Source organism: Yersinia sp. FDAARGOS_228 (assembly GCF_002073315.2).
In the GTDB taxonomy this organism is placed as follows: Bacteria; Pseudomonadota; Gammaproteobacteria; order Enterobacterales; family Enterobacteriaceae; genus Yersinia; species Yersinia intermedia.
In genome coordinates this window covers 1,950,075-1,968,237 of sequence record NZ_CP020409.2, presented here as the reverse complement: position 1 = coordinate 1,968,237, position 18,163 = coordinate 1,950,075, and the positions used below count along the sequence as shown (strand labels likewise).

The following is an 18,163-nucleotide window of genomic DNA, read 5'->3' as shown; positions in this document are numbered from 1 at the left end:
GGCCAACAATCAACTGATGCTGGCTCCCTGAGTGTGAGTCTTACAATGCAGCACGCAAATAGCCGTTATGCTGCTGTAGGTCCTGACGAGCCTGCTCGGCACTCACGCCTTTCAGAATCATCAAAATGGCCGGTTTTACCTCAAACTCCGTTTGTGATAAGGCATTTTCAGCCTCTGCACGGCTGGCACCGGTGGCTTCAACCACAATGCGGCAAGCGCGATCGATCAGCTTCACGTTGGTCGCTTTCACATCGACCATCAGATTTTGATAAACCTTACCCAGTTTCACCATCGCCCCAGTGGATAACATATTCAGCACCAACTTTTGTGCAGTACCCGACTTCATACGCGTAGAGCCAGTGAGGGCTTCTGGCCCGACTACCGGTGAAATCGCAACCTGAGCTTCCTGCGCGATGGGAGAGTCTGGGTTACAAGAAATGGCCGCCGTTGGGCACCCAAGCTGGCGGGCATAACGTAGCGCACCGATGACATAAGGCGTGCGACCAGACGCTGCCAACCCGACCACCATATCAGTGGCTGTCAGCTTTAAATCTTGCAGATCCCGTACACCGAGCGCGATATCATCCTCAGCACCTTCCACCGCCTTAAGTAAAGCGCCTGGGCCTCCGGCAATTAAGCCGATCACCCTGCCATGAGGTACGCCAAAGGTCGGTGGACATTCGGAAGCATCCAACACGCCGAGCCTCCCGCTGGTACCGGCCCCCAGATAAATTAGCCGCCCACCTTGCTTTAAGGACTCTGCGGCTAAATCTACCGCTTGAACGATAGCCGGTAAGACCAAACGAATGGCCTCCGGCACTTTGCGATCTTCATCATTAAAGCAGGTCAACATCTCGAGCGTAGAAAGCTTATCCAACTCCATCGTAGCCGGATTACGACTTTCTGAAATCAATGTACCCAAATTCATGATATGTCCTTCATTGAATTTTTAATTCATAACATTTAATTTACAAATGAATATTATATTCATTTAAGCGACTATTTTCTTGCGCTATTCATCTAATGAACACAAAAAAGGGTGCTATGCTCCATCACTTGCCGTTTATCTTGAGTATTTCCGGGTATTATTTTTCCCGCATTCAGGAACTGATTTATGAGTAGTCTTCTTCGCATCCGTCAGCTTTATCCGACGCTGGCACAAAATGACCGTAAGTTAGCCGATTTCCTGCTAACCAATCCTGAGCAGGCACGCCATCTTAGTTCGCAAAAGTTGGCGCAGCAAACCGGTGTCAGCCAATCTGCGGTAGTTAAATTTGCCCAAAAATTAGGCTACAAAGGCTTCCCGGCGCTAAAACTGGCCCTGAGTGAAATTGTCGCGGCTCCAGCACAGGCTGTAACACTGCATAATCAAATCTTGAGCACTGACAGTTTGAAGATCGTCGGGGAAAAACTCCTGAGCGAGAAAGCCGCAGCACTACGGGCAACTCTGGATATCAACAGTGAACAACGACTTACGCAAGCATTAGAGATGTTATTGTCGGCACGAAGAATTATTCTGACCGGTATTGGAGCATCCGGGCTGGTAGCAAAAGATCTGGCTTATAAGCTACTGAAAATCGGTATTATGGCGGTCTCGGAAACCGATATGCATGCACAATTGGCCGCAGTACAAGCATTGGATGCGCGGGATTTACTGCTGGCTATCTCATTTAGCGGTGAACGCCGCGAGATAAATCTGGCGGCTGAAGAGGCACAGCGTTCTGGTGCCAAAGTGCTGGCACTGACCAGTTTCTCCCCTAACAGTTTGCAGCAACGTGCCGACCATTGCTTATATACCATTTCGGAAGAGCCAGCGATTCGCAGTGCAGCGATCTCCTCAAGTACCGCGCAATATGCTCTAACTGATCTATTATTTATGGCGATGATCCAGCAAGACTTGGAAAGCGCTCAGGATCATATTAAGCACAGTGCGGCACTGGTAAAAAAACTGGTCTAAGGATACCAGAGGGGTATAATCCCCCGCAGTTGAGAATACCCGACCTAAGGTAAAAGAAAGCATGGCCCTGTTGATCACTCGTAAATGTATTAATTGCGACATGTGCGAGCCGGAATGCCCTAATGAGGCAATTTCCATGGGTGCAGAGATCTATCAGATTGATCCGATGCGCTGTACGGAATGTGTCGGTCATTACGAAACACCAACCTGCCAGTTGGTCTGTCCTATCGATAATACGATTGCTATCGATCCTGCCTGGGTTGAGAGTAACGAACAACTGTGGGATAAGTTTGTCCAACTGCATCACGCCGAACGTTTGTAATACCCGCTGCAATATTCGTTTTTAATACCTACATTTGCGCATAGCAAAAAGGGCGGCATTCTCATGCACACCCTTGTTCTCTCTTGCCACGGTTAGCCGCTAACACTGTCTTAACTTTCAATAATGACGGTCGCGCAGGCATAACGCCGTTCATCGGCCAAACTTACATGCAGGGATTTGACACCCAGCTCAACGGCCAATTCTGCCGCACGTTGATGTAAATGCAATGTCGGCTTACCCAGTGCATCGTTAACGACTTCAAACTGATTAAATGCCAAACCATTACGAATACCGGTGCCAAATGCCTTAGCTGCGGCCTCTTTAACGGCAAAGCGTTTTGCCAGAAACCGAATTGGCTGTTGATGCTGCTGATAATGCTGCCATTCCGATGGGCTAAGGATACGCCGAGCCAGTTTTTCGCCACTGCGTTCCACCACGGCCTCAATCCTTGAAATCTCAACAATATCAGTGCCTAACCCCAAAATCGCCATTAACGACGCGCTTCCCGCATTAATACTTTCATATCAGTAACGGCAGCCGCCAGGCCCGTCATTACTGCCTGACCAATAATGGCATGACCGATATTCAGCTCATGCATCTCTGGTAAGGCTGCGATCGGTTGCACATTGTGATAAGTCAGGCCATGGCCTGCATTTACCTTCAATCCTTTGCCTGCGGCATAGGTCGCGGCTTTGGTTATGCGTACTAATTCAGCCTGACGCACCAAATCGGTAGTAGCATCCGCGTATGCGCCGGTATGAATCTCAATATATGGGGCACCCACGGCAACGGCTGCATCAATCTGGCGCATGTCGGGATCGATAAACAGTGACACCAGAATACCAGCCTCAGATAATCGGCTCACCGCAATGGTCATTTTATCGAGTTGACCGGCAACATCCAGCCCGCCTTCAGTGGTGACTTCCTGGCGTTTTTCCGGTACCAGACAGCAAAAGTGCGGTTGTAACTCACAGGCAATATCAACCATTTCATCAGTAACCGCCATCTCCAGATTCATGCGGGTCTGGATGGTTTGGCGCAAGATGCGTACATCCCGATCAGTGATATGGCGACGATCTTCACGTAAATGCACGGTAATGCCGTCGGCACCGGCTTGCTCGGCAATAAACGCTGCCTGAACAGGATCGGGGTAAATGGTCCCACGTGCATTTCGTAATGTCGCAATGTGATCAATATTGACGCCCAACAATAAATCAGCCATGACAGCCCTCCAGATATGGATGCATCTTTAATAGGTCAATAAGCACGCAAAGAAAGCCTGCCCTTAAACGCGTAAGTGCCTCGCAGTTTACACCGACTAGACTGTCAGCGGATAGGTTACTGTGCGGGAAAGTTGATGGTGGGCAGTTTAAAAAATGAGGGGATTGCCGCTACGGTGTGGGATCTGCTGGCGGTTTAATCACAAACTGGCGAAACAGTTCACGGCTTTTTAACGGCTTACCGCCCAGATAGGGTTTAAGGGCGATGCGGGTGAATCGCTTAGCGGCGCGTAAAGTATCAGCATCAGGAAACTCACGGTTAGCTAAGGCTGATAATTGGCGACCGGTAAAGCTATAGTGATCAACCACTAAGCTGGCGATAAATCCTTTTTCTTCCCGATAGCGGTAGGTCATGGTATCTGATATTGGCTGACCACTCCCTGCACAATGGAGAAAGTCCACACCATAACCAAGATGGGCCAATATCGCCAACTCAAACTGGCGCAGAGCATATTCAGGCGATCCATCGCTGCCTGCCAACGCCTGTAAGCAATGCAGATAATCGAAGAATAGAGCAGAGTAATTAGTTTGATGTTCTAACACGCGGGAGAGCAGCTCATTGACATATAAGCCGCTGTATAACATAGAGCCAGTCAATGGAAGAGCCAACGATACAGGCTCAGCACTGCGTAAGGTTTTAACTTCACCGCGCCCAGCCCAACGGACCAATAATGGCGTAAAAGGCTGCAAGCAGCCTTTTAGATTAGAACGGCGACCCCGTGCACCTTTTGCCAACACCCGCATACGCCCCTCCCCTTCAGTGAATAAATCCAGCATTAAACTGGTTTCACTGTAGGGCCGCCCATGCAGGACAAATGCGCGTTGCCAACCGTCCATTGGCGAGCCTTACTTCAGATCGTCGGTATAGCCTAAGCTGCGCAATGCACGTTCGTCATCTGCCCAACCTGATTTCACTTTCACCCACAGCTCAAGATGTACTTTTGCTTCGAACATTTGCTCCATGTCCTGACGGGCTTCAATACCGATGGTCTTGATTTTCGAACCTTTATTACCGATGACCATTTTCTTCTGGCCTTCGCGTTCAACCAAAATCAGCCCATGGATGTTATAACCACCGCGCTCATTTGGTACAAACTGTTCAATTTCAACCGTTACCGAGTAAGGTAATTCCTCACCCAAGAAGCGCATCAGTTTTTCACGGATGATTTCTGATGCCATAAAGCGCTGGGAGCGGTCTGTAATGTAATCTTCTGGGAAATGATGACCCGCTTCCGGCATAAGCTTGCGCACAATGCTGGCGATGGTATCCACGTTCATCCCTTTCTCAGCAGAGATAGGAACAACATCCAGGAAATTCATCTGCTTACTTAAGAACTGAATATGGGGCAACAGCTTGGTTTTGTCTGTTACGTTATCAACTTTGTTGATCGCCAATAATACCGGGCATTGTAAACTGCGCAGCTTATTAACAACCATTTCATCGTCGGCAGTCCAATTGGTGCCTTCAACGACAAAAATCACTAATTCCACATCACCGAGAGAGCTGCTTGCCGCGCGATTCATTAAGCGGTTAATGGCGCGTTTTTCTTCAATATGCAGCCCTGGGGTATCAACATAAATGGCCTGATAAGGCCCTTCAGTATGGATCCCCATAATCCGGTGGCGTGTGGTTTGCGGTTTACGTGAAGTGATGGAGACTTTTTGCCCCAACAGTTCATTTAGCAAGGTAGATTTCCCCACATTCGGGCGACCTACAATTGCAATAAAACCACAATACGTTTTTTCTACTTCGCTCATTCAAGCTCCAACTGTTTCAGCGCTTGTTCCGCTGCCGCCTGCTCAGCTTTACGGCGACTTGAGCCGGTACCTATTACCGGTTCATTCAAGCCACTCACCTGGCAGTGGATAGTAAATTCCTGGTCATGCGCTTCACCGCGAACCTGCACAACCAGATAAGAAGGTAATGGCAGATGACGGCCTTGCAAATATTCTTGCAAGCGCGTTTTTGGGTCTTTCTGCTTATCACCAGGGCTGATCTCATCTAAGCGACTGCGATACCAGTCGAGAATCAGCCGTTCAATCATATGAATATCGCTATCGAGGAATATACCGCCAATTAAGGCTTCGACGGTATCTGCCAAAATTGATTCACGGCGGAAACCACCACTTTTCAATTCACCCGGCCCAAGGCGCAAACATTCACCAAGGTCAAATTCACGGGCCATTTCGGCGAGTGTATTCCCTCTAACCAATGTGGCGCGCATCCGACTCATATCCCCTTCATCAACACGGGGAAAACGGTGATACAGCTCATTGGCGATAACAAAACTTAATATAGAGTCACCCAGGAACTCCAAACGCTCATTGTGTTTGCTATTGGCGCTACGATGAGTCAGTGCTTGCAGCAAGAGCTCCTGCTGTTGAAAAGTGTAGCCCAGCTTCCGCTGTAGCCTGTTTATTACGATGGGGTTCATGAGTTACCAATAGATCAAGAATGCGTCAAAAACTACAGCATACGGAACAGGTCTGATCCGCCAATATGCAGGACAAAGCTGTTTCGTTTGCAGTGGCTCCCATAAAGAAGCCAACTTTTATCGCTCGAAAGGTTATTCTACAACGAGTGGAAATATAATGCTGCGTTTAAATACCCTGCTTACTTGAAGTTGCAGCAGCGCTAGCGGCTTTCGTTACTCAGCCCATCCTTGGGCCTCGCCTTTACGAGGCCGCCGCAAACGGCGTTCAAATCTACTCCCAGCAGATTTGTCACCCGAATCACTGACTTTTGTCAGCTCATCGTGATTTACTCGTTTACTCGCTTGCTGCAACTCCAACGATTTTGGGTATAGCCGATATTAATGAATTCCACCAATTCGACTTAAACGAACACCCGTTGGCCATTCACCTTCTTGCTTTTCAAAACTCATCCAGATAGCCGTAGCTTTACCAACCAGATTACGTTCCGGCACAAAACCCCAGAAGCGGCTATCGGCGCTGTTATCCCGGTTGTCGCCCATCATAAAGTAATGGCCTTCCGGCACCACCCATACCCCTAACGGCTGGCCAGGTTGCTGATAATAAGAACCAATCGGATCCTGACGCCCAGGGACAGTCAGAATATGGTGTGCAACCGGCCCAAGCGTTTCAGTACGCTCGCGCAGACGCACGCCACCATCAGGCACCGCTTGGTTTGTCGGGATCTGGAAGAAGCCAGCAGAAGCCTCACCATTGCCGCTATAGCGGAATGTCTGCACAAAGTCGCTTGGCTCAGATGCACTGTAAGTAATCGGCAACGCGCTATCACAAGAAGTACCGGTATTACACGCAGGCTGAACCGTGACCTCTTTGCTGATTGGATTATAACTCACCCGGTCCCCCGGCAAGCCCACGACTCGCTTGATATAGTCCAAACGTGGATCTAGCGGATATTTAAATACCGTAATATCGCCACGTTTGGGATGCCCCGTAGGGATCAGCGTGGTTTGCGTGATGGGGTCTTTAATCCCATAAGCAAACTTCTCAACCAGAATGAAGTCACCGATCAAGAGCGTTGGCATCATCGAACCAGAAGGGATCTGGAAGGGTTCGTAAATAAACGAACGGACGATAAATACCAGAGCTAACACCGGGAAGACTGACGCACAAGTCTCTATCCAGCCAGGCTGCCTTGCTGCCTGTGCTAAAGTCTTATTATCTACAGCACAACCCGTTTGTGCCTTGATCGCCGCAGTTTGCGCATTAACAGCCGCAATTTTTGCCTGGCGAGCCGGTCCCCATTTAAACCGCTCAAAGCACCAGATAATCCCTGTCAGCAGTGTCGCTATCGCTAAAATCAAGGCAAACATGTTAGCCATCAAAACTCCTTATTTGCTGTCTTTTCCGACGTGCAGAATAGCCAGGAAAGCCTCTTGCGGTAATTCAACGTTACCGACCTGCTTCATACGTTTCTTACCGTCTTTCTGTTTCTGCAAAAGTTTCTTCTTACGGCTAACATCACCGCCATAACATTTCGCCAGTACGTTTTTACGTAACTGTTTCACAGTAGAACGAGCAATAATGTGGTTACCGATAGCAGCCTGAATAGCAATATCAAATTGCTGGCGTGGGATCAGTTCTTTCATTTTCTCAACCAGATCACGGCCACGGTATTGCGCATTATCACGATGGGTAATAAGCGCCAGCGCGTCAACACGTTCGTTGTTGATTAACACATCAACACGCACCATGTCAGAGGTTTGGAAACGTTTGAAATTGTAATCCAGCGAGGCGTAGCCACGGGATGTTGACTTCAGGCGATCGAAGAAATCGAGAACCACTTCAGCCATCGGGATTTCATACGTCAGTGCCACTTGGTTACCGTGGTAAACCATGTTGGTCTGCATACCGCGTTTTTCAATACACAAAGTGATGACGTTACCCAGGTATTCCTGTGGCAACAGCATATGACACTCAGCAATCGGCTCACGCAGCTCTTCGATGTTGTTCAACGCAGGCAGCTTGGATGGGCTATCAACGTAAACGGTTTCCTGACTGGTGGTGATTACTTCATATACGACCGTCGGTGCAGTGGTGATCAACTCCAGATCGTATTCACGCTCCAGACGCTCCTGAATGATCTCCATGTGCAGTAAGCCGAGGAAGCCACAGCGGAAACCAAAGCCCAATGCAGTAGAGCTTTCTGGTTCGTAGAACAAAGAGGCGTCATTAAGACTCAACTTGCCCAGCGCATCACGGAAAGCTTCATAATCGTCTGAACTAATAGGGAACAGACCTGCATAAACCTGTGGTTTTACTTTCTTAAAGCCAGGTAATGACTTCTCCGCCGGGTTACGGGTCAGAGTCAATGTATCGCCGACCGGTGCGCCTAAAATGTCTTTTATCGCACACACCAACCAGCCAACCTCACCGCAGTTCAGCACATCGCGATCTATACGTTTTGGTGTAAAAATACCGAGGCGTTCAGCATTATAACTCTGCCCGGTACTCATTACTTTGACCTTATCGCCTTTACGCAATGAGCCATTTTTAATACGAATTAACGATACAACACCCAGATAATTATCAAACCAGGAATCGATAATTAGCGCTTGCAATGGGCCATCAGGATCACCCTGTGGCGGTGGAATATCACGCACCAAACGCTCAAGGATATCAGGCACGCCTACGCCGGTTTTCGCTGAACAACGCACCGCATCGGTGGCATCAATGCCTACGATATCTTCAATCTCTTCAGCAACGCGCTCAGGATCGGCTGCAGGCAGGTCGATTTTATTCAAAACCGGCACCACTTCCAGATTCATTTCCATCGCGGTATAGCAGTTAGCCAGCGTCTGCGCTTCAACACCTTGCCCTGCATCCACAACCAGCAATGCCCCTTCGCAAGCCGCCAAAGAGCGGGAAACTTCATAGGAGAAGTCAACATGGCCAGGAGTATCGATAAAGTTGAGCTGATAGGTTTGACCATCTTTAGCATGGTAATCAAGGGTCACACTCTGTGCCTTGATGGTAATACCACGCTCACGCTCCAGATCCATAGAATCCAGCACTTGAGCGGCCATTTCACGCTCAGCTAATCCGCCACAAATCTGAATAATACGGTCCGACAGTGTCGATTTACCGTGGTCAATATGGGCAATAATAGAAAAGTTTCTTATGTGCTTCATTTATATGAATTTTTCTCTAGTCGTTGTCTTTAATTGATTATTGGTGGACACAGCGATGGACTCAAACCCAAAACTACCCACATAAATATGCACGCATCTTACACTGTAAGTCTGCCTCGTGAAAGGCATCACACTTAGCTTGTTAGCTGATTTGCCCTGTTAAAATGTATCAGCGCTTTACCTCACATAGTGATTGATAGCACACACGCTTAGCGCTACTCCTGGCTGATATCCCGGTAAAAACAGCTTAATACCTATAATTATATTATGGCTATAGCTTATAGCCCTTGCTGAAACCCAATATTTTACTGATAACAATCAGTGACATCGATACAATAACACCCTAACTTAGTAGGTGGATATATTTCTATTTTGCCAAACTGATTATTCATTCATTTTCGGAAAATGCTCATTTACCCGGTTGGGTAATAATCTAGAGTAGTAATGTGACTTTATAACACCAAGTGAAATATTCTCTTGGCGGACATATGGAGAATATTATGATTGACGAAGGAAAAATACTGAGCCGCCATGAGTTTAGAAAAAAAAACTCCCTAGCAACAATTGCCGCAATAATATTTATATTGGTATTTAGTTTTGTAATAATTACGCTATCAGTGACAACATCTGTTTTTTCAACCCCGTCGGTTCTTTCAATTTTATGTGTCACTATTGCAGCTATTTCGCTGAGTACCTTCCTGTATTTACGCTTATACAGTAACCCAATGTTTACCTACTTCCTTTATGAGAAAGGTGTCCGAGTCTTCAATCATCATAATGGAAATGTCTATTTTATTACGTTTAGTAAAATACAATACATTCATAAATACCATAGCGGAATAAACCCTAATGGTAAAATCAACACCATGGCATTTCGCACTTCAAAACTCCAACCATGGAATATTATAATCAATAATATAACCAATGCTTATCCTCTGATAAATACAATAATCCATCAGCAAGTCATGCATGTCGGGATAATCAGTTTGAATATGTTATCAAGAGGAAATACGATTGTATTTGATGTAATCAAAAAAAATGATAACTGGCTAAAATCACTCATATACAATGATCTTTTAAATGTCATCATGATAAAAAATGTTCCGATGGACACCACGCCACTGTCCCTTAGCGCACACTCATTAATTACAACGGAGGGTATTATCAGCATTGAAGATATTCTGCGTATCGAGACGTTACGTGAGAAACATCATGATAAAATCCGATTATTTGATGCCAAAGGTAACATGCTTTTCTCAGTAGATTACTCAGCGCTGGTCAGTGCCGACCTTTTTATTGCTTTAGTTGAGCACATGATACAAAACCGTATTCCAGCCTATCATGGGGAATAGGAAAGGGATAATTACTCTTACTGAATACGTATCGCTGTTGGTGGTAAACCGATCTGCAAAATAATCGGTTGATAATCACTCTGCCCTTCAATTCTGCTGGCTAATGTTCTGGCTAGCAAGAAACCAAGCCCCGCCCCCAAAATAGCACCAAGAGCAGTAAAAGCATCGGTGATAAATAAAGTTTGGAACAAACCACCACCCGCGATTAATCCGGCTAAAGGCGTTAAATAAACCAGAGAAGCAGAACGTAATAAGCTGCCTTCGCTAATGCCAACTTCAACCTTTTGGCCTGGCTCAAGCGGTTGCGAGATGGCTATTTGCAATTGGTGTTCCGATTCCGGCCCCAGCTCATTTAATAAATGACTACCGCATCCAGTACGCGCATTACAGCTCCCACAGCCAGACTGTGGTTCACAACGCAGCAGTGCTACACCATCTTGCCACGAGATAACCGTAGCCCATTCTTTCATCATTTAGCTGATTCCAAAACGATACTATCAGCAATACGTTTCGCGGTTGAAGGCGGCAGTTCACCCACTATGGTGATTTCAATATTATTACGCGCTTCAGTATGCACAGTTCTCCGCCCCTGACGCAAAGATTGCTCTGAAGGCGCATCTTTACCCGCTGGGTTTATATTTACTGAAAAACTGAATAAGCCATCAGAATATAACCGTGATTCGGTTGGTGCATCCATATTTGGTAATGTACGGCGGCTACGTGAAACTTCGCTAACACCGTCCGGTAACCAACGAGGAACCCAGGTAAAGTCGACCTTAGTTTTAGCCGGTAACGCCAGCAGTGGCGGTAACGAGAGTTTAACCATGTCTTGCAGAATATCCTTGATAGGTTCACCGATGGCAAAAGAAATCACACGAAACTGCTCGAGTGTTTCACCATCACGATCTAACAGATCTACCCGCATCGGGAGTTTGCTCGTTTCATCCATCCAAATAATATAGCTGTATCGCGTGCTATCACGAGCTACCACCCGAATAACCTGAGATGGTCGGTCTGCAATGCGGGCACGACCAAGTGCAATATAGTTATAGTATTTTGACAATTTTTCAAAATCGGGGAATACAATAGATGGCAATGCATCAACTATATGCTCACCAGACAATGTGAAAGCGTCGAAACCGGGTTCGAAATAACTTATTTCATTACCGCGCTGTAAAATCTCAGTACGCGGGCCATCCATACGCAGTAATTGCGCAAATGTTTTTTTATCTAGAATGGCATGCCGGTAGCGGAGGGAATCAATCCCTTGCTTGTTAACATTAATATAGGATAGCTCATAGTTGAGCGACTGGCTGGCACTGCTCATATCCTGCAACATTGCTATCGGCGTCGTTTCCGCCGAAGCAATTGTTGGCATGAGCAGGCTGCCCGCCATTAAACAGACGGAAAACCAAAGTTGCTTCATTACTGCTGCTGCATTCCTAAGGACTGAGTTCCAGGGACCTGAATAGCGGCTTGCGTTGATGTTGAAGGCTGCTGCAACACATCCGTTTGTGGCAAGCGACGTTGCAACTCAAAATCTTGCAATTGAGTCATCATATTGACGCGCCGACGTTGCTCCTGAACCTGATGTTGTTGAGACGTTCCGAAAGAACCATCAGCAGGCACACCAAAACTTACTGGTGAGGCTTTGCCCATCATCGGTAAGGTATTAAATGCAGGTGATTCTGATTGCAAATTACCGGTTTCAGGTTGGTTATATTGTTGGACACCAACAATTACCGCTAAAGAAACACACGCGGCGACACCAACCTGAGTAATCTGACTTGCCCATGGGCGGATTTTTTGCCAGAAAGGCATTTTCTGCCAGACATGAGGTTGTGGCTGAGATTCGGGCACAGCAATAGGTACAAAGCGAGCTGGCTCGTTTTTGAGTGCCTCTGCGACGCGGCTGGCGATATCCAGATGCAAGACTTCACCAACATCCCCCCGCAGGGTATCACGGATTAAATGATAGCTCTGCCAGCTTTGCTGCAATGCTTTATCTCTTGATAAAGAACCAAGCAGCTCACTATCGAGAGTTTCTCCGTCCATCAGAGCGGAAAGCTTTTCATTCTGCATGCCAAATACCCTTTATGTGTCCGCTTATCGCTGAATTAGCGGCTGAACTTTGTTATCGATAGCCTCTCTGGCGCGGAAGATACGGGAACGAACAGTACCGACCGGACAGTCCATAATCACAGCTATCTCTTCATAGCTTAGACCATCTAACTCCCTGAGTGTAATCGCCATCCGCAGATCCTCAGGAAGTGACTCTATGGTTTTAAAAACTATCTGCCTCAATTCTTCAGACAACATTAAGTTCTCAGGGTTCGATATTTCTTTCAATGCACCTGCATTTTCGTAATTTTCAGCATCATTTGCATCTACATCACTGGATGGCGGACGCCGCCCCTGAGCAACTAAGTAATTTTTTGCTGTATTCACAGCAATACGGTAAAGCCATGTATAGAAAGCACTATCGCCACGGAAAGACTCCAGCGCACGATAAGCTTTAATAAAAGATTCCTGAACTACATCAGGGACATCGCCCTGAGGCACATAGCGGGATACGAGGCTCGCAACCTTATGCTGGTATCGAATTACCAGTAAATTGAACGATTGCTGATCACCTTTCTGGACCCGTTCAACCAGCATTTGATCCGTTAACTGCTCGCTCATCCGAGGTGAACTCTCCCGAAATCTATCCCCACGCTAAAAGTAGTACTGCCAGCCATATCTTTATTTTCCTGAGCAAGCACACGCTTGGAGTTTATAAAAATTGCAAAGTTCCATGTTGCCAGATTATTTGTCTGAATATTCTTTAGACATCTTATAGCCATAGCTTTTGCTCTGGCAGATAGGCTAACATGAATTTCACTCTTCTTCTGCACACATCATACGATATGCAATCATCATCTGAACACGTTAGCGATGTATTGATCATCGGGAGTGGCGCCGCCGGTTTGTCATTGGCTTTACGCCTGGCGCCACATTGTAAAGTAACTGTTCTGAGCAAAGGGCCACTTAATGAAGGGGCCACGTTTTATGCTCAGGGGGGCATTGCTGCCGTTTTTGATGAAACTGACAGCATTAGTTCACATGTCGATGACACCCTGATTGCTGGGGCCGGGCTTTGTGACAAAGACGCCGTAGAGTTTATTGCCAGTAACGCCCGTTCTTGCGTGCAATGGCTTATTGATCAAGGCGTTCTGTTCGATACCGAAACCAATGCCAGCGGCGTAGAACGTTATCACCTTACCCGTGAAGGCGGCCATAGCCATCGCCGTATACTGCATACTGCTGATGCTACAGGTAAAGAAGTAGAAACCACACTGGTAGGTAAAGCAAGGACCCACCCTAATATTTTAGTGAAAGAACGCTGCAATGCTGTCGATCTTATCACGTCCAACAAAATTGGTCTGACAGGCACTAAACGTGTGGTCGGCGCTTATATCTGGAACCGTGAGCTTGAGAAAGTTGAAACTTTTCGGGCTAAAGCCGTCGTTTTAGCTACCGGTGGTGCCGCCAAAGTTTACCAATATACCACCAACCCAGATATCTCCTCTGGCGATGGTATCGCCATGGCATGGCGTGCCGGATGCCGTGTTGCTAACTTAGAATTTAACCAATTTCATCCTACCTGCCTATTCCACCCGCAAGCGCGTAATTTTTTGCTGACCGAAGCATTACGTGGTGAAGGTGCTTACCTTAAGCGCCCTGATGGCAGCCGCTTTATGCTTGATTTCGACCCGCGTGGTGAACTGGCCCCGCGTGATATTGTCGCCCGCGCGATAGACCATGAAATGAAGCGCCTCGGTGCTGATTGCATGTATCTGGATATTAGCCATAAACCGACTGATTTCGTGATGCAGCACTTCCCAATGATCTATGAAAAGCTGTTGTCGCTGGGTATCGATCTGACTAAAGAAGCCATCCCTATCGTACCTGCCGCCCACTATACCTGTGGCGGTGTAATGGTAGACCAACATGGGCGTACTGACCTCGATGGTTTATATGCGATTGGCGAAGTCAGCTATACCGGCTTGCATGGCGCTAACCGTATGGCTTCTAACTCTCTACTTGAGTGTCTGGTGTATGGCTGGTCTGCTGCTGAGGATATTCTTATGCGCTTACCACATGCCAAATTGGCGAAACATTTGCCTGATTGGGATGAAAGCCGTGTTGATAACTCTGATGAGCGTGTCGTCATTCAGCATAACTGGCATGAACTGCGTTTATTCATGTGGGATTACGTCGGTATTGTACGCACCACTAAACGCTTAGAACGCGCTTTACGTCGGATTAATACATTACAGCAGGAGATTGATGAGTATTATGCCAATTTCCGTATCTCCAATAATTTGCTGGAATTACGTAATCTGGTGCAAGTAGCCGAGTTAATCGTGCGCTGTGCCATGGCGCGTAAAGAGAGCCGTGGTTTGCATTATACGCTTGATTATCCTGATCAAATAGAGAACCCACAACCTACCATTCTCCACCCATAGTAGCGTTTCAGGGCGCGGTTCAATATCGCGCCCTGCTTATCTTGATTTATCACTACAACTAATAGTTGAGATAAAACTCGCTGATCAACTGACAAAACTCAGCGGAATAGACCCCCTCAGATTGGCGCAAAGCCAAATGCTGATATTCTGTCTCTCCCGGCTGGCGCGATAACGTCAATAGCATTCGATTTAACGGCTTACCAGGGCGATCCCTGATGTCTACCTGGCAGCGCACATACCAATTTTGTTGAACAGCCCGGCGGGAAAGCTCAATTCCCAAGTCGTGAGGTAAAACCACACAAAACACACCGTTCTCTGTGATAAGCTTCTCTGCACAGTTTAATAAAGCATCATGCGTTAAGGAGCCGGTGTAACGCGCAGTATCACGGGCTTCATCCCGGCAAGCGACCGCCGGAGCGAAATAAGGTGGATTACTGACGATCAGATCGTATTGATGAGAGTGGTTTTCAGCAAACTGGTGCACATCCTGCTCATAGATACAAACCCGCTCAGCCCAGGGAGATAATGCTGCATTGCTGCTTGCCTGCCGCGCGGCTTCTGGCTCCAGTTCAACGCCATCAATCAATACCTCAGATGTTGAACGCTGAGCAATCATTAGAGCAATAAGCCCACTGCCACAACCGATATCCAACACTTTACGGGCTTTTTCTACCGGCACCCAAGCCCCAAGTAGAACACCGTCAGTACCGACTTTCATCGCACAACAGTCATGTGCCACAAAGAATTGTTTAAAAGTGAAACCACCACCACGCAACGCCGGTTTTTTTTTCAATTGATCGCCCACATTAGTCACCAGAATCCATAACCGGCGTAGCATAGGACAATATGATTGAAGGGAAAAGACATCATTACCGCTTAAACAGGTGAAGAATTCGGCTAACCCGTCTATAATCGGCGCCCCAAGTAGAGGAAGACCATGACTGTAACCAATTTTTCCGAACTCGATCTCGATGAACGCCTGATTGACGCATTGCGCGACAAAGGCTATGAGCGCCCTACAGCCATTCAAGCTGCGGCTATTCCGCCAGCTATGGATGGGCGCGATGTATTGGGTTCGGCTCCAACAGGTACTGGCAAAACTGCCGCCTTTTTGCTGCCCGCCTTGCAGCATTTGCTCGATTTCCCACGCAAAAAATCTGGCCCACCACGAATACTGATCCTGACGCCAACCCGTGAATTAGCTATGCAAGTTGCGGATCAAGCCCGTGAATTGGCCAAGCATACACAGTTGGATATCGCCACGATCACCGGCGGTGTGGCTTATATGAACCACGCGGAAGTGTTTAGTGAAAATCAGGATATCGTTGTTGCTACCACTGGCCGCTTGTTGCAATACATCAAAGAAGAGAACTTTGACTGCCGGGCAGTAGAAACCCTGATTCTGGATGAAGCCGACCGGATGCTGGATATGGGCTTTGCGCAGGACATTGAAACCATTGCCGCAGAAACCCGCTGGCGTAAACAAACCTTACTGTTCTCCGCCACCCTTGAAGGTGAAGCTATCCGTGAGTTTGCGGAACGCATCCTGAATGAGCCGGTAGAGTTGGAAGCCGATCCATCTCGCCGCGAACGTAAAAAAATTCAGCAATGGTACTATCGTGCAGACAATATAGAACACAAAACCGCGCTGCTAGTGCATCTGCTCAAGCAACCGGAAGTGCAGAAATCCATTATTTTCGTGCGCACCCGTGAAAAGGTACACCAACTGGTCAGTTGGTTACGTGAGGCCGGAATTAACGCCTGGTTCCTTGAAGGTGAAATGGTTCAAGCTAAGCGTACCGAAGCAGTTATTCGTTTAGGCGATGGCCGAGTTAACGTTCTGGTTGCCACTGATGTAGCTTCACGCGGCCTGGATATCGACGATATCAGCCACGTCTTCAACTTTGATCTGCCGCTGACGTCTGACGTCTACCTGCATCGAATTGGCCGTACTGGCCGTGCCGGGCGCAAAGGTGTTGCTATCTCATTAGTTGAAGCACATGACCATTTATTGCTGGGTAAAATTGGCCGTTATCTTAACGAGCCGCTGAAGCCACGGGTTATTGATGAATTGCGCCCGACCAGCAAGGCACCAAGCGAAAAAACCACCGGCAAGCCCTCTAAAAAGGTTTTAGCAAAGCGTAAAGAGCTAAAAGAAGCCAGCAAAGAGAAGGTCAAGGTTAAGGTCCGTCACCGCGATGCCAAAAATGTAGGTAAGCGGCGTAAGCCAAAGGAAAAACCTGATACCAAGAGTGCCGATTGATTTAGCATCCTTGCGAAAAAGCCGCTTATAACAGCGGCTTTTTTATTATCAGCACTATTGCGACAACCGCAGTGTGTTTCGCACCCAAGTCGCGTATTAGCCTATCCGGCGAATATTCTGCTACTGCTGATAGACCTCAGCGAGTTTCTTCCCGCGCAGCCAGGTATTCAATTGCTGGTGCTTTTGCTGCATTTCAGCACTTTGAATATTCAAAGGCGTCATCGCAAAATATTGTTGAAAAGTTGCCCCCTGCTTGTTGCGTAATTCAGGGTCAGCTCCGGCTTTTAATAACCGTAATGCCAGGTCTGGCGCATTGGTTTTACCCGCTAAATGCAGGGGGGTATCCCCCATCCGATCAGCTATATTCGGATCAACCCCGGCAACCAACAGCAGGATCACCTGAACCCCGCGCCCCGCCATAACAGCAGCGGCCAAAGGCGTCGCCAGTGTCACACTATTGCGCACATCAGGTTTCATGCTGCCTTCAAGTAAAATTTGCATGTAATGCGCATCTTGCACGCTGGCCGCCGTATGCCAGGCGGTATCACCCTGCATCCCCGACTGAAAAGGATCAGCATGTGCTTGCAGCAACGCAGCTAAACTTTCTGGCTGTTGGTTGAGAATAGCCCACTGCATCAGTGTTACTGACCGATCACCTTGCTGCTGTAACAACTTTTCATTTGCTAACTGATGGATCTGTTTCACATCTCCGCGAACAATCGCATCAGCGATCGGCATTATCGCCGGATCAGTAAAAGCTGTATTAATATCTGTCATCGCCTGCCCCTCAAAACTGATTAATGGCATCAAAACACCGTAGATGGCATAACGCAAATGGCGCTTAACCCTCATTGCCAGTG

At 47.5% G+C, this 18,163-nt stretch carries 19 protein-coding genes; 5 read left to right on the top strand and 14 right to left on the bottom strand.

The features are described 5' to 3' along the window. Positions 1–40: 40 nt before the first annotated feature. Positions 41–928 carry an N-acetylmuramic acid 6-phosphate etherase gene (gene murQ / locus A6J67_RS09075; RefSeq protein ID WP_042568434.1) on the bottom strand — a complete coding sequence of 296 codons (888 nt, stop codon included), beginning with the start codon at positions 926–928 and terminating at the stop codon, positions 41–43. Positions 929–1,114: 186 nt separating this feature from the next. Here murQ and A6J67_RS09070 point away from each other — a divergent pair, with 186 nt between their 5' ends. Beyond that, positions 1,115–1,957 (top strand): MurR/RpiR family transcriptional regulator, encoded by an 843-nt coding sequence (locus tag A6J67_RS09070; RefSeq protein WP_005188617.1) that lies wholly within the window; start codon positions 1,115–1,117, stop codon positions 1,955–1,957. Between the two features lie 61 nt (positions 1,958–2,018). Beyond that, positions 2,019–2,279, top strand: coding sequence for a YfhL family 4Fe-4S dicluster ferredoxin (locus tag A6J67_RS09065; protein ID WP_032906988.1), 261 nt, complete (start codon positions 2,019–2,021; stop codon positions 2,277–2,279). A gap of 110 nt (positions 2,280–2,389) precedes the next feature. Here A6J67_RS09065 and acpS read toward each other — a convergent pair whose 3' ends face one another. The 7 genes from acpS to lepA form a co-directional block, all read right to left on the bottom strand. Further along, positions 2,390–2,770 carry a holo-ACP synthase gene (gene acpS, locus A6J67_RS09060; RefSeq protein ID WP_032906989.1) on the bottom strand — a complete coding sequence of 127 codons (381 nt, stop codon included), beginning with the start codon at positions 2,768–2,770 and terminating at the stop codon, positions 2,390–2,392. Next, on the bottom strand, positions 2,770–3,501 hold the full coding sequence (pdxJ, locus tag A6J67_RS09055; protein ID WP_005188623.1) for a pyridoxine 5'-phosphate synthase: 732 nt from the start codon (positions 3,499–3,501) through the stop codon (positions 2,770–2,772). Before pdxJ ends, acpS begins: the two co-directional genes overlap by 1 nt. Positions 3,502–3,670: 169 nt before the next feature. Next, a complete protein-coding gene (gene recO, locus A6J67_RS09050) occupies positions 3,671–4,396 on the bottom strand; it encodes a DNA repair protein RecO (protein ID WP_005188626.1) in 726 nt (241 codons plus the stop codon). Between the two features lie 9 nt (positions 4,397–4,405). Further along, on the bottom strand, positions 4,406–5,317 hold the full coding sequence (era, locus tag A6J67_RS09045) for a GTPase Era (protein WP_032906990.1): 912 nt from the start codon (positions 5,315–5,317) through the stop codon (positions 4,406–4,408). Continuing rightward, entirely contained in the window at positions 5,314–5,994 is a 681-nt protein-coding gene (rnc, locus tag A6J67_RS09040) for a ribonuclease III (protein ID WP_032906991.1), read from the bottom strand. The genes era and rnc overlap by 4 nt, the downstream gene beginning before the upstream one ends. 378 nt (positions 5,995–6,372) lie before the next feature. Further along, on the bottom strand, positions 6,373–7,371 hold the full coding sequence (gene lepB, locus A6J67_RS09035) for a signal peptidase I (protein WP_005188633.1): 999 nt from the start codon (positions 7,369–7,371) through the stop codon (positions 6,373–6,375). 9 nt (positions 7,372–7,380) lie between these two features. Next, the gene (gene lepA, locus A6J67_RS09030; protein WP_005188636.1) at positions 7,381–9,180 is read right to left on the bottom strand and encodes a translation elongation factor 4; all 1,800 of its coding nucleotides are present in this window, start codon (positions 9,178–9,180) and stop codon (positions 7,381–7,383) included. Between the two features lie 500 nt (positions 9,181–9,680). Here lepA and A6J67_RS09025 point away from each other — a divergent pair, with 500 nt between their 5' ends. After that, positions 9,681–10,532, top strand: a complete 852-nt coding sequence (locus A6J67_RS09025; protein ID WP_042568436.1) for a hypothetical protein — start codon at positions 9,681–9,683, stop codon at positions 10,530–10,532. 17 nt (positions 10,533–10,549) lie between these two features. On the opposite strand, the gene rseC is transcribed toward A6J67_RS09025, so the two are convergent. From rseC to rpoE, 4 genes are read right to left on the bottom strand one after another with little or no spacing between them, the layout of a single operon-like run. Further along, positions 10,550–11,005 (bottom strand): SoxR-reducing system protein RseC, encoded by a 456-nt coding sequence (gene rseC, locus A6J67_RS09020; RefSeq protein WP_050296787.1) that lies wholly within the window; start codon positions 11,003–11,005, stop codon positions 10,550–10,552. Further along, on the bottom strand, positions 11,002–11,958 hold the full coding sequence (gene rseB / locus A6J67_RS09015; protein ID WP_005188643.1) for a sigma-E factor regulatory protein RseB: 957 nt from the start codon (positions 11,956–11,958) through the stop codon (positions 11,002–11,004). Before rseB ends, rseC begins: the two co-directional genes overlap by 4 nt. Beyond that, positions 11,958–12,614 carry an anti-sigma-E factor RseA gene (gene rseA, locus A6J67_RS09010; protein WP_032906996.1) on the bottom strand — a complete coding sequence of 219 codons (657 nt, stop codon included), beginning with the start codon at positions 12,612–12,614 and terminating at the stop codon, positions 11,958–11,960. Before rseA ends, rseB begins: the two co-directional genes overlap by 1 nt. Positions 12,615–12,638: 24 nt before the next feature. Further along, entirely contained in the window at positions 12,639–13,214 is a 576-nt protein-coding gene (gene rpoE, locus A6J67_RS09005) for an RNA polymerase sigma factor RpoE (protein WP_005159396.1), read from the bottom strand. 224 nt (positions 13,215–13,438) lie between these two features. On the opposite strand from rpoE, the gene nadB reads away from it, so the two are divergent. Further along, positions 13,439–15,040, top strand: coding sequence for an L-aspartate oxidase (nadB, locus tag A6J67_RS09000; protein WP_005188647.1), 1,602 nt, complete (start codon positions 13,439–13,441; stop codon positions 15,038–15,040). A 58-nt stretch (positions 15,041–15,098) separates the two neighbouring features. Here nadB and trmN read toward each other — a convergent pair whose 3' ends face one another. Continuing rightward, positions 15,099–15,845 (bottom strand): tRNA(1)(Val) (adenine(37)-N(6))-methyltransferase TrmN, encoded by a 747-nt coding sequence (gene trmN / locus A6J67_RS08995; RefSeq protein ID WP_032907020.1) that lies wholly within the window; start codon positions 15,843–15,845, stop codon positions 15,099–15,101. Between the two features lie 132 nt (positions 15,846–15,977). Between trmN and srmB the strand changes: the two genes are divergently transcribed. Continuing rightward, positions 15,978–17,303 (top strand): ATP-dependent RNA helicase SrmB, encoded by a 1,326-nt coding sequence (gene srmB, locus A6J67_RS08990; RefSeq protein WP_005188653.1) that lies wholly within the window; start codon positions 15,978–15,980, stop codon positions 17,301–17,303. A gap of 120 nt (positions 17,304–17,423) precedes the next feature. Here the strand turns inward: srmB and A6J67_RS08985 are convergent, their stop codons facing one another. Continuing rightward, the gene (locus tag A6J67_RS08985; RefSeq protein ID WP_032907021.1) at positions 17,424–18,080 is read right to left on the bottom strand and encodes an ankyrin repeat domain-containing protein; all 657 of its coding nucleotides are present in this window, start codon (positions 18,078–18,080) and stop codon (positions 17,424–17,426) included. Positions 18,081–18,163: the final 83 nt, after the last annotated feature.

Bases quoted from the DNA above. Each gene is read 5' to 3' on its own strand.
- murQ (WP_042568434.1), bottom strand. From the start codon at position 928: ATGAATTTGGGTACATTGATTTCAGAAAGTCGTAATCCGGCTACGATG.
- A6J67_RS09070 (WP_005188617.1), top strand. From the start codon at position 1,115: ATGAGTAGTCTTCTTCGCATCCGTCAGCTTTATCCGACGCTGGCACAA.
- A6J67_RS09065 (WP_032906988.1), top strand. From the start codon at position 2,019: ATGGCCCTGTTGATCACTCGTAAATGTATTAATTGCGACATGTGCGAG.
- acpS (WP_032906989.1), bottom strand. From the start codon at position 2,770: ATGGCGATTTTGGGGTTAGGCACTGATATTGTTGAGATTTCAAGGATT.
- pdxJ (WP_005188623.1), bottom strand. From the start codon at position 3,501: ATGGCTGATTTATTGTTGGGCGTCAATATTGATCACATTGCGACATTA.
- recO (WP_005188626.1), bottom strand. From the start codon at position 4,396: ATGGACGGTTGGCAACGCGCATTTGTCCTGCATGGGCGGCCCTACAGT.
- era (WP_032906990.1), bottom strand. From the start codon at position 5,317: ATGAGCGAAGTAGAAAAAACGTATTGTGGTTTTATTGCAATTGTAGGT.
- rnc (WP_032906991.1), bottom strand. From the start codon at position 5,994: ATGAACCCCATCGTAATAAACAGGCTACAGCGGAAGCTGGGCTACACT.
- lepB (WP_005188633.1), bottom strand. From the start codon at position 7,371: ATGGCTAACATGTTTGCCTTGATTTTAGCGATAGCGACACTGCTGACA.
- lepA (WP_005188636.1), bottom strand. From the start codon at position 9,180: ATGAAGCACATAAGAAACTTTTCTATTATTGCCCATATTGACCACGGT.
- A6J67_RS09025 (WP_042568436.1), top strand. From the start codon at position 9,681: ATGATTGACGAAGGAAAAATACTGAGCCGCCATGAGTTTAGAAAAAAA.
- rseC (WP_050296787.1), bottom strand. From the start codon at position 11,005: ATGATGAAAGAATGGGCTACGGTTATCTCGTGGCAAGATGGTGTAGCA.
- rseB (WP_005188643.1), bottom strand. From the start codon at position 11,958: ATGAAGCAACTTTGGTTTTCCGTCTGTTTAATGGCGGGCAGCCTGCTC.
- rseA (WP_032906996.1), bottom strand. From the start codon at position 12,614: ATGCAGAATGAAAAGCTTTCCGCTCTGATGGACGGAGAAACTCTCGAT.
- rpoE (WP_005159396.1), bottom strand. From the start codon at position 13,214: ATGAGCGAGCAGTTAACGGATCAAATGCTGGTTGAACGGGTCCAGAAA.
- nadB (WP_005188647.1), top strand. From the start codon at position 13,439: ATGCAATCATCATCTGAACACGTTAGCGATGTATTGATCATCGGGAGT.
- srmB (WP_005188653.1), top strand. From the start codon at position 15,978: ATGACTGTAACCAATTTTTCCGAACTCGATCTCGATGAACGCCTGATT.
- A6J67_RS08985 (WP_032907021.1), bottom strand. From the start codon at position 18,080: ATGACAGATATTAATACAGCTTTTACTGATCCGGCGATAATGCCGATC.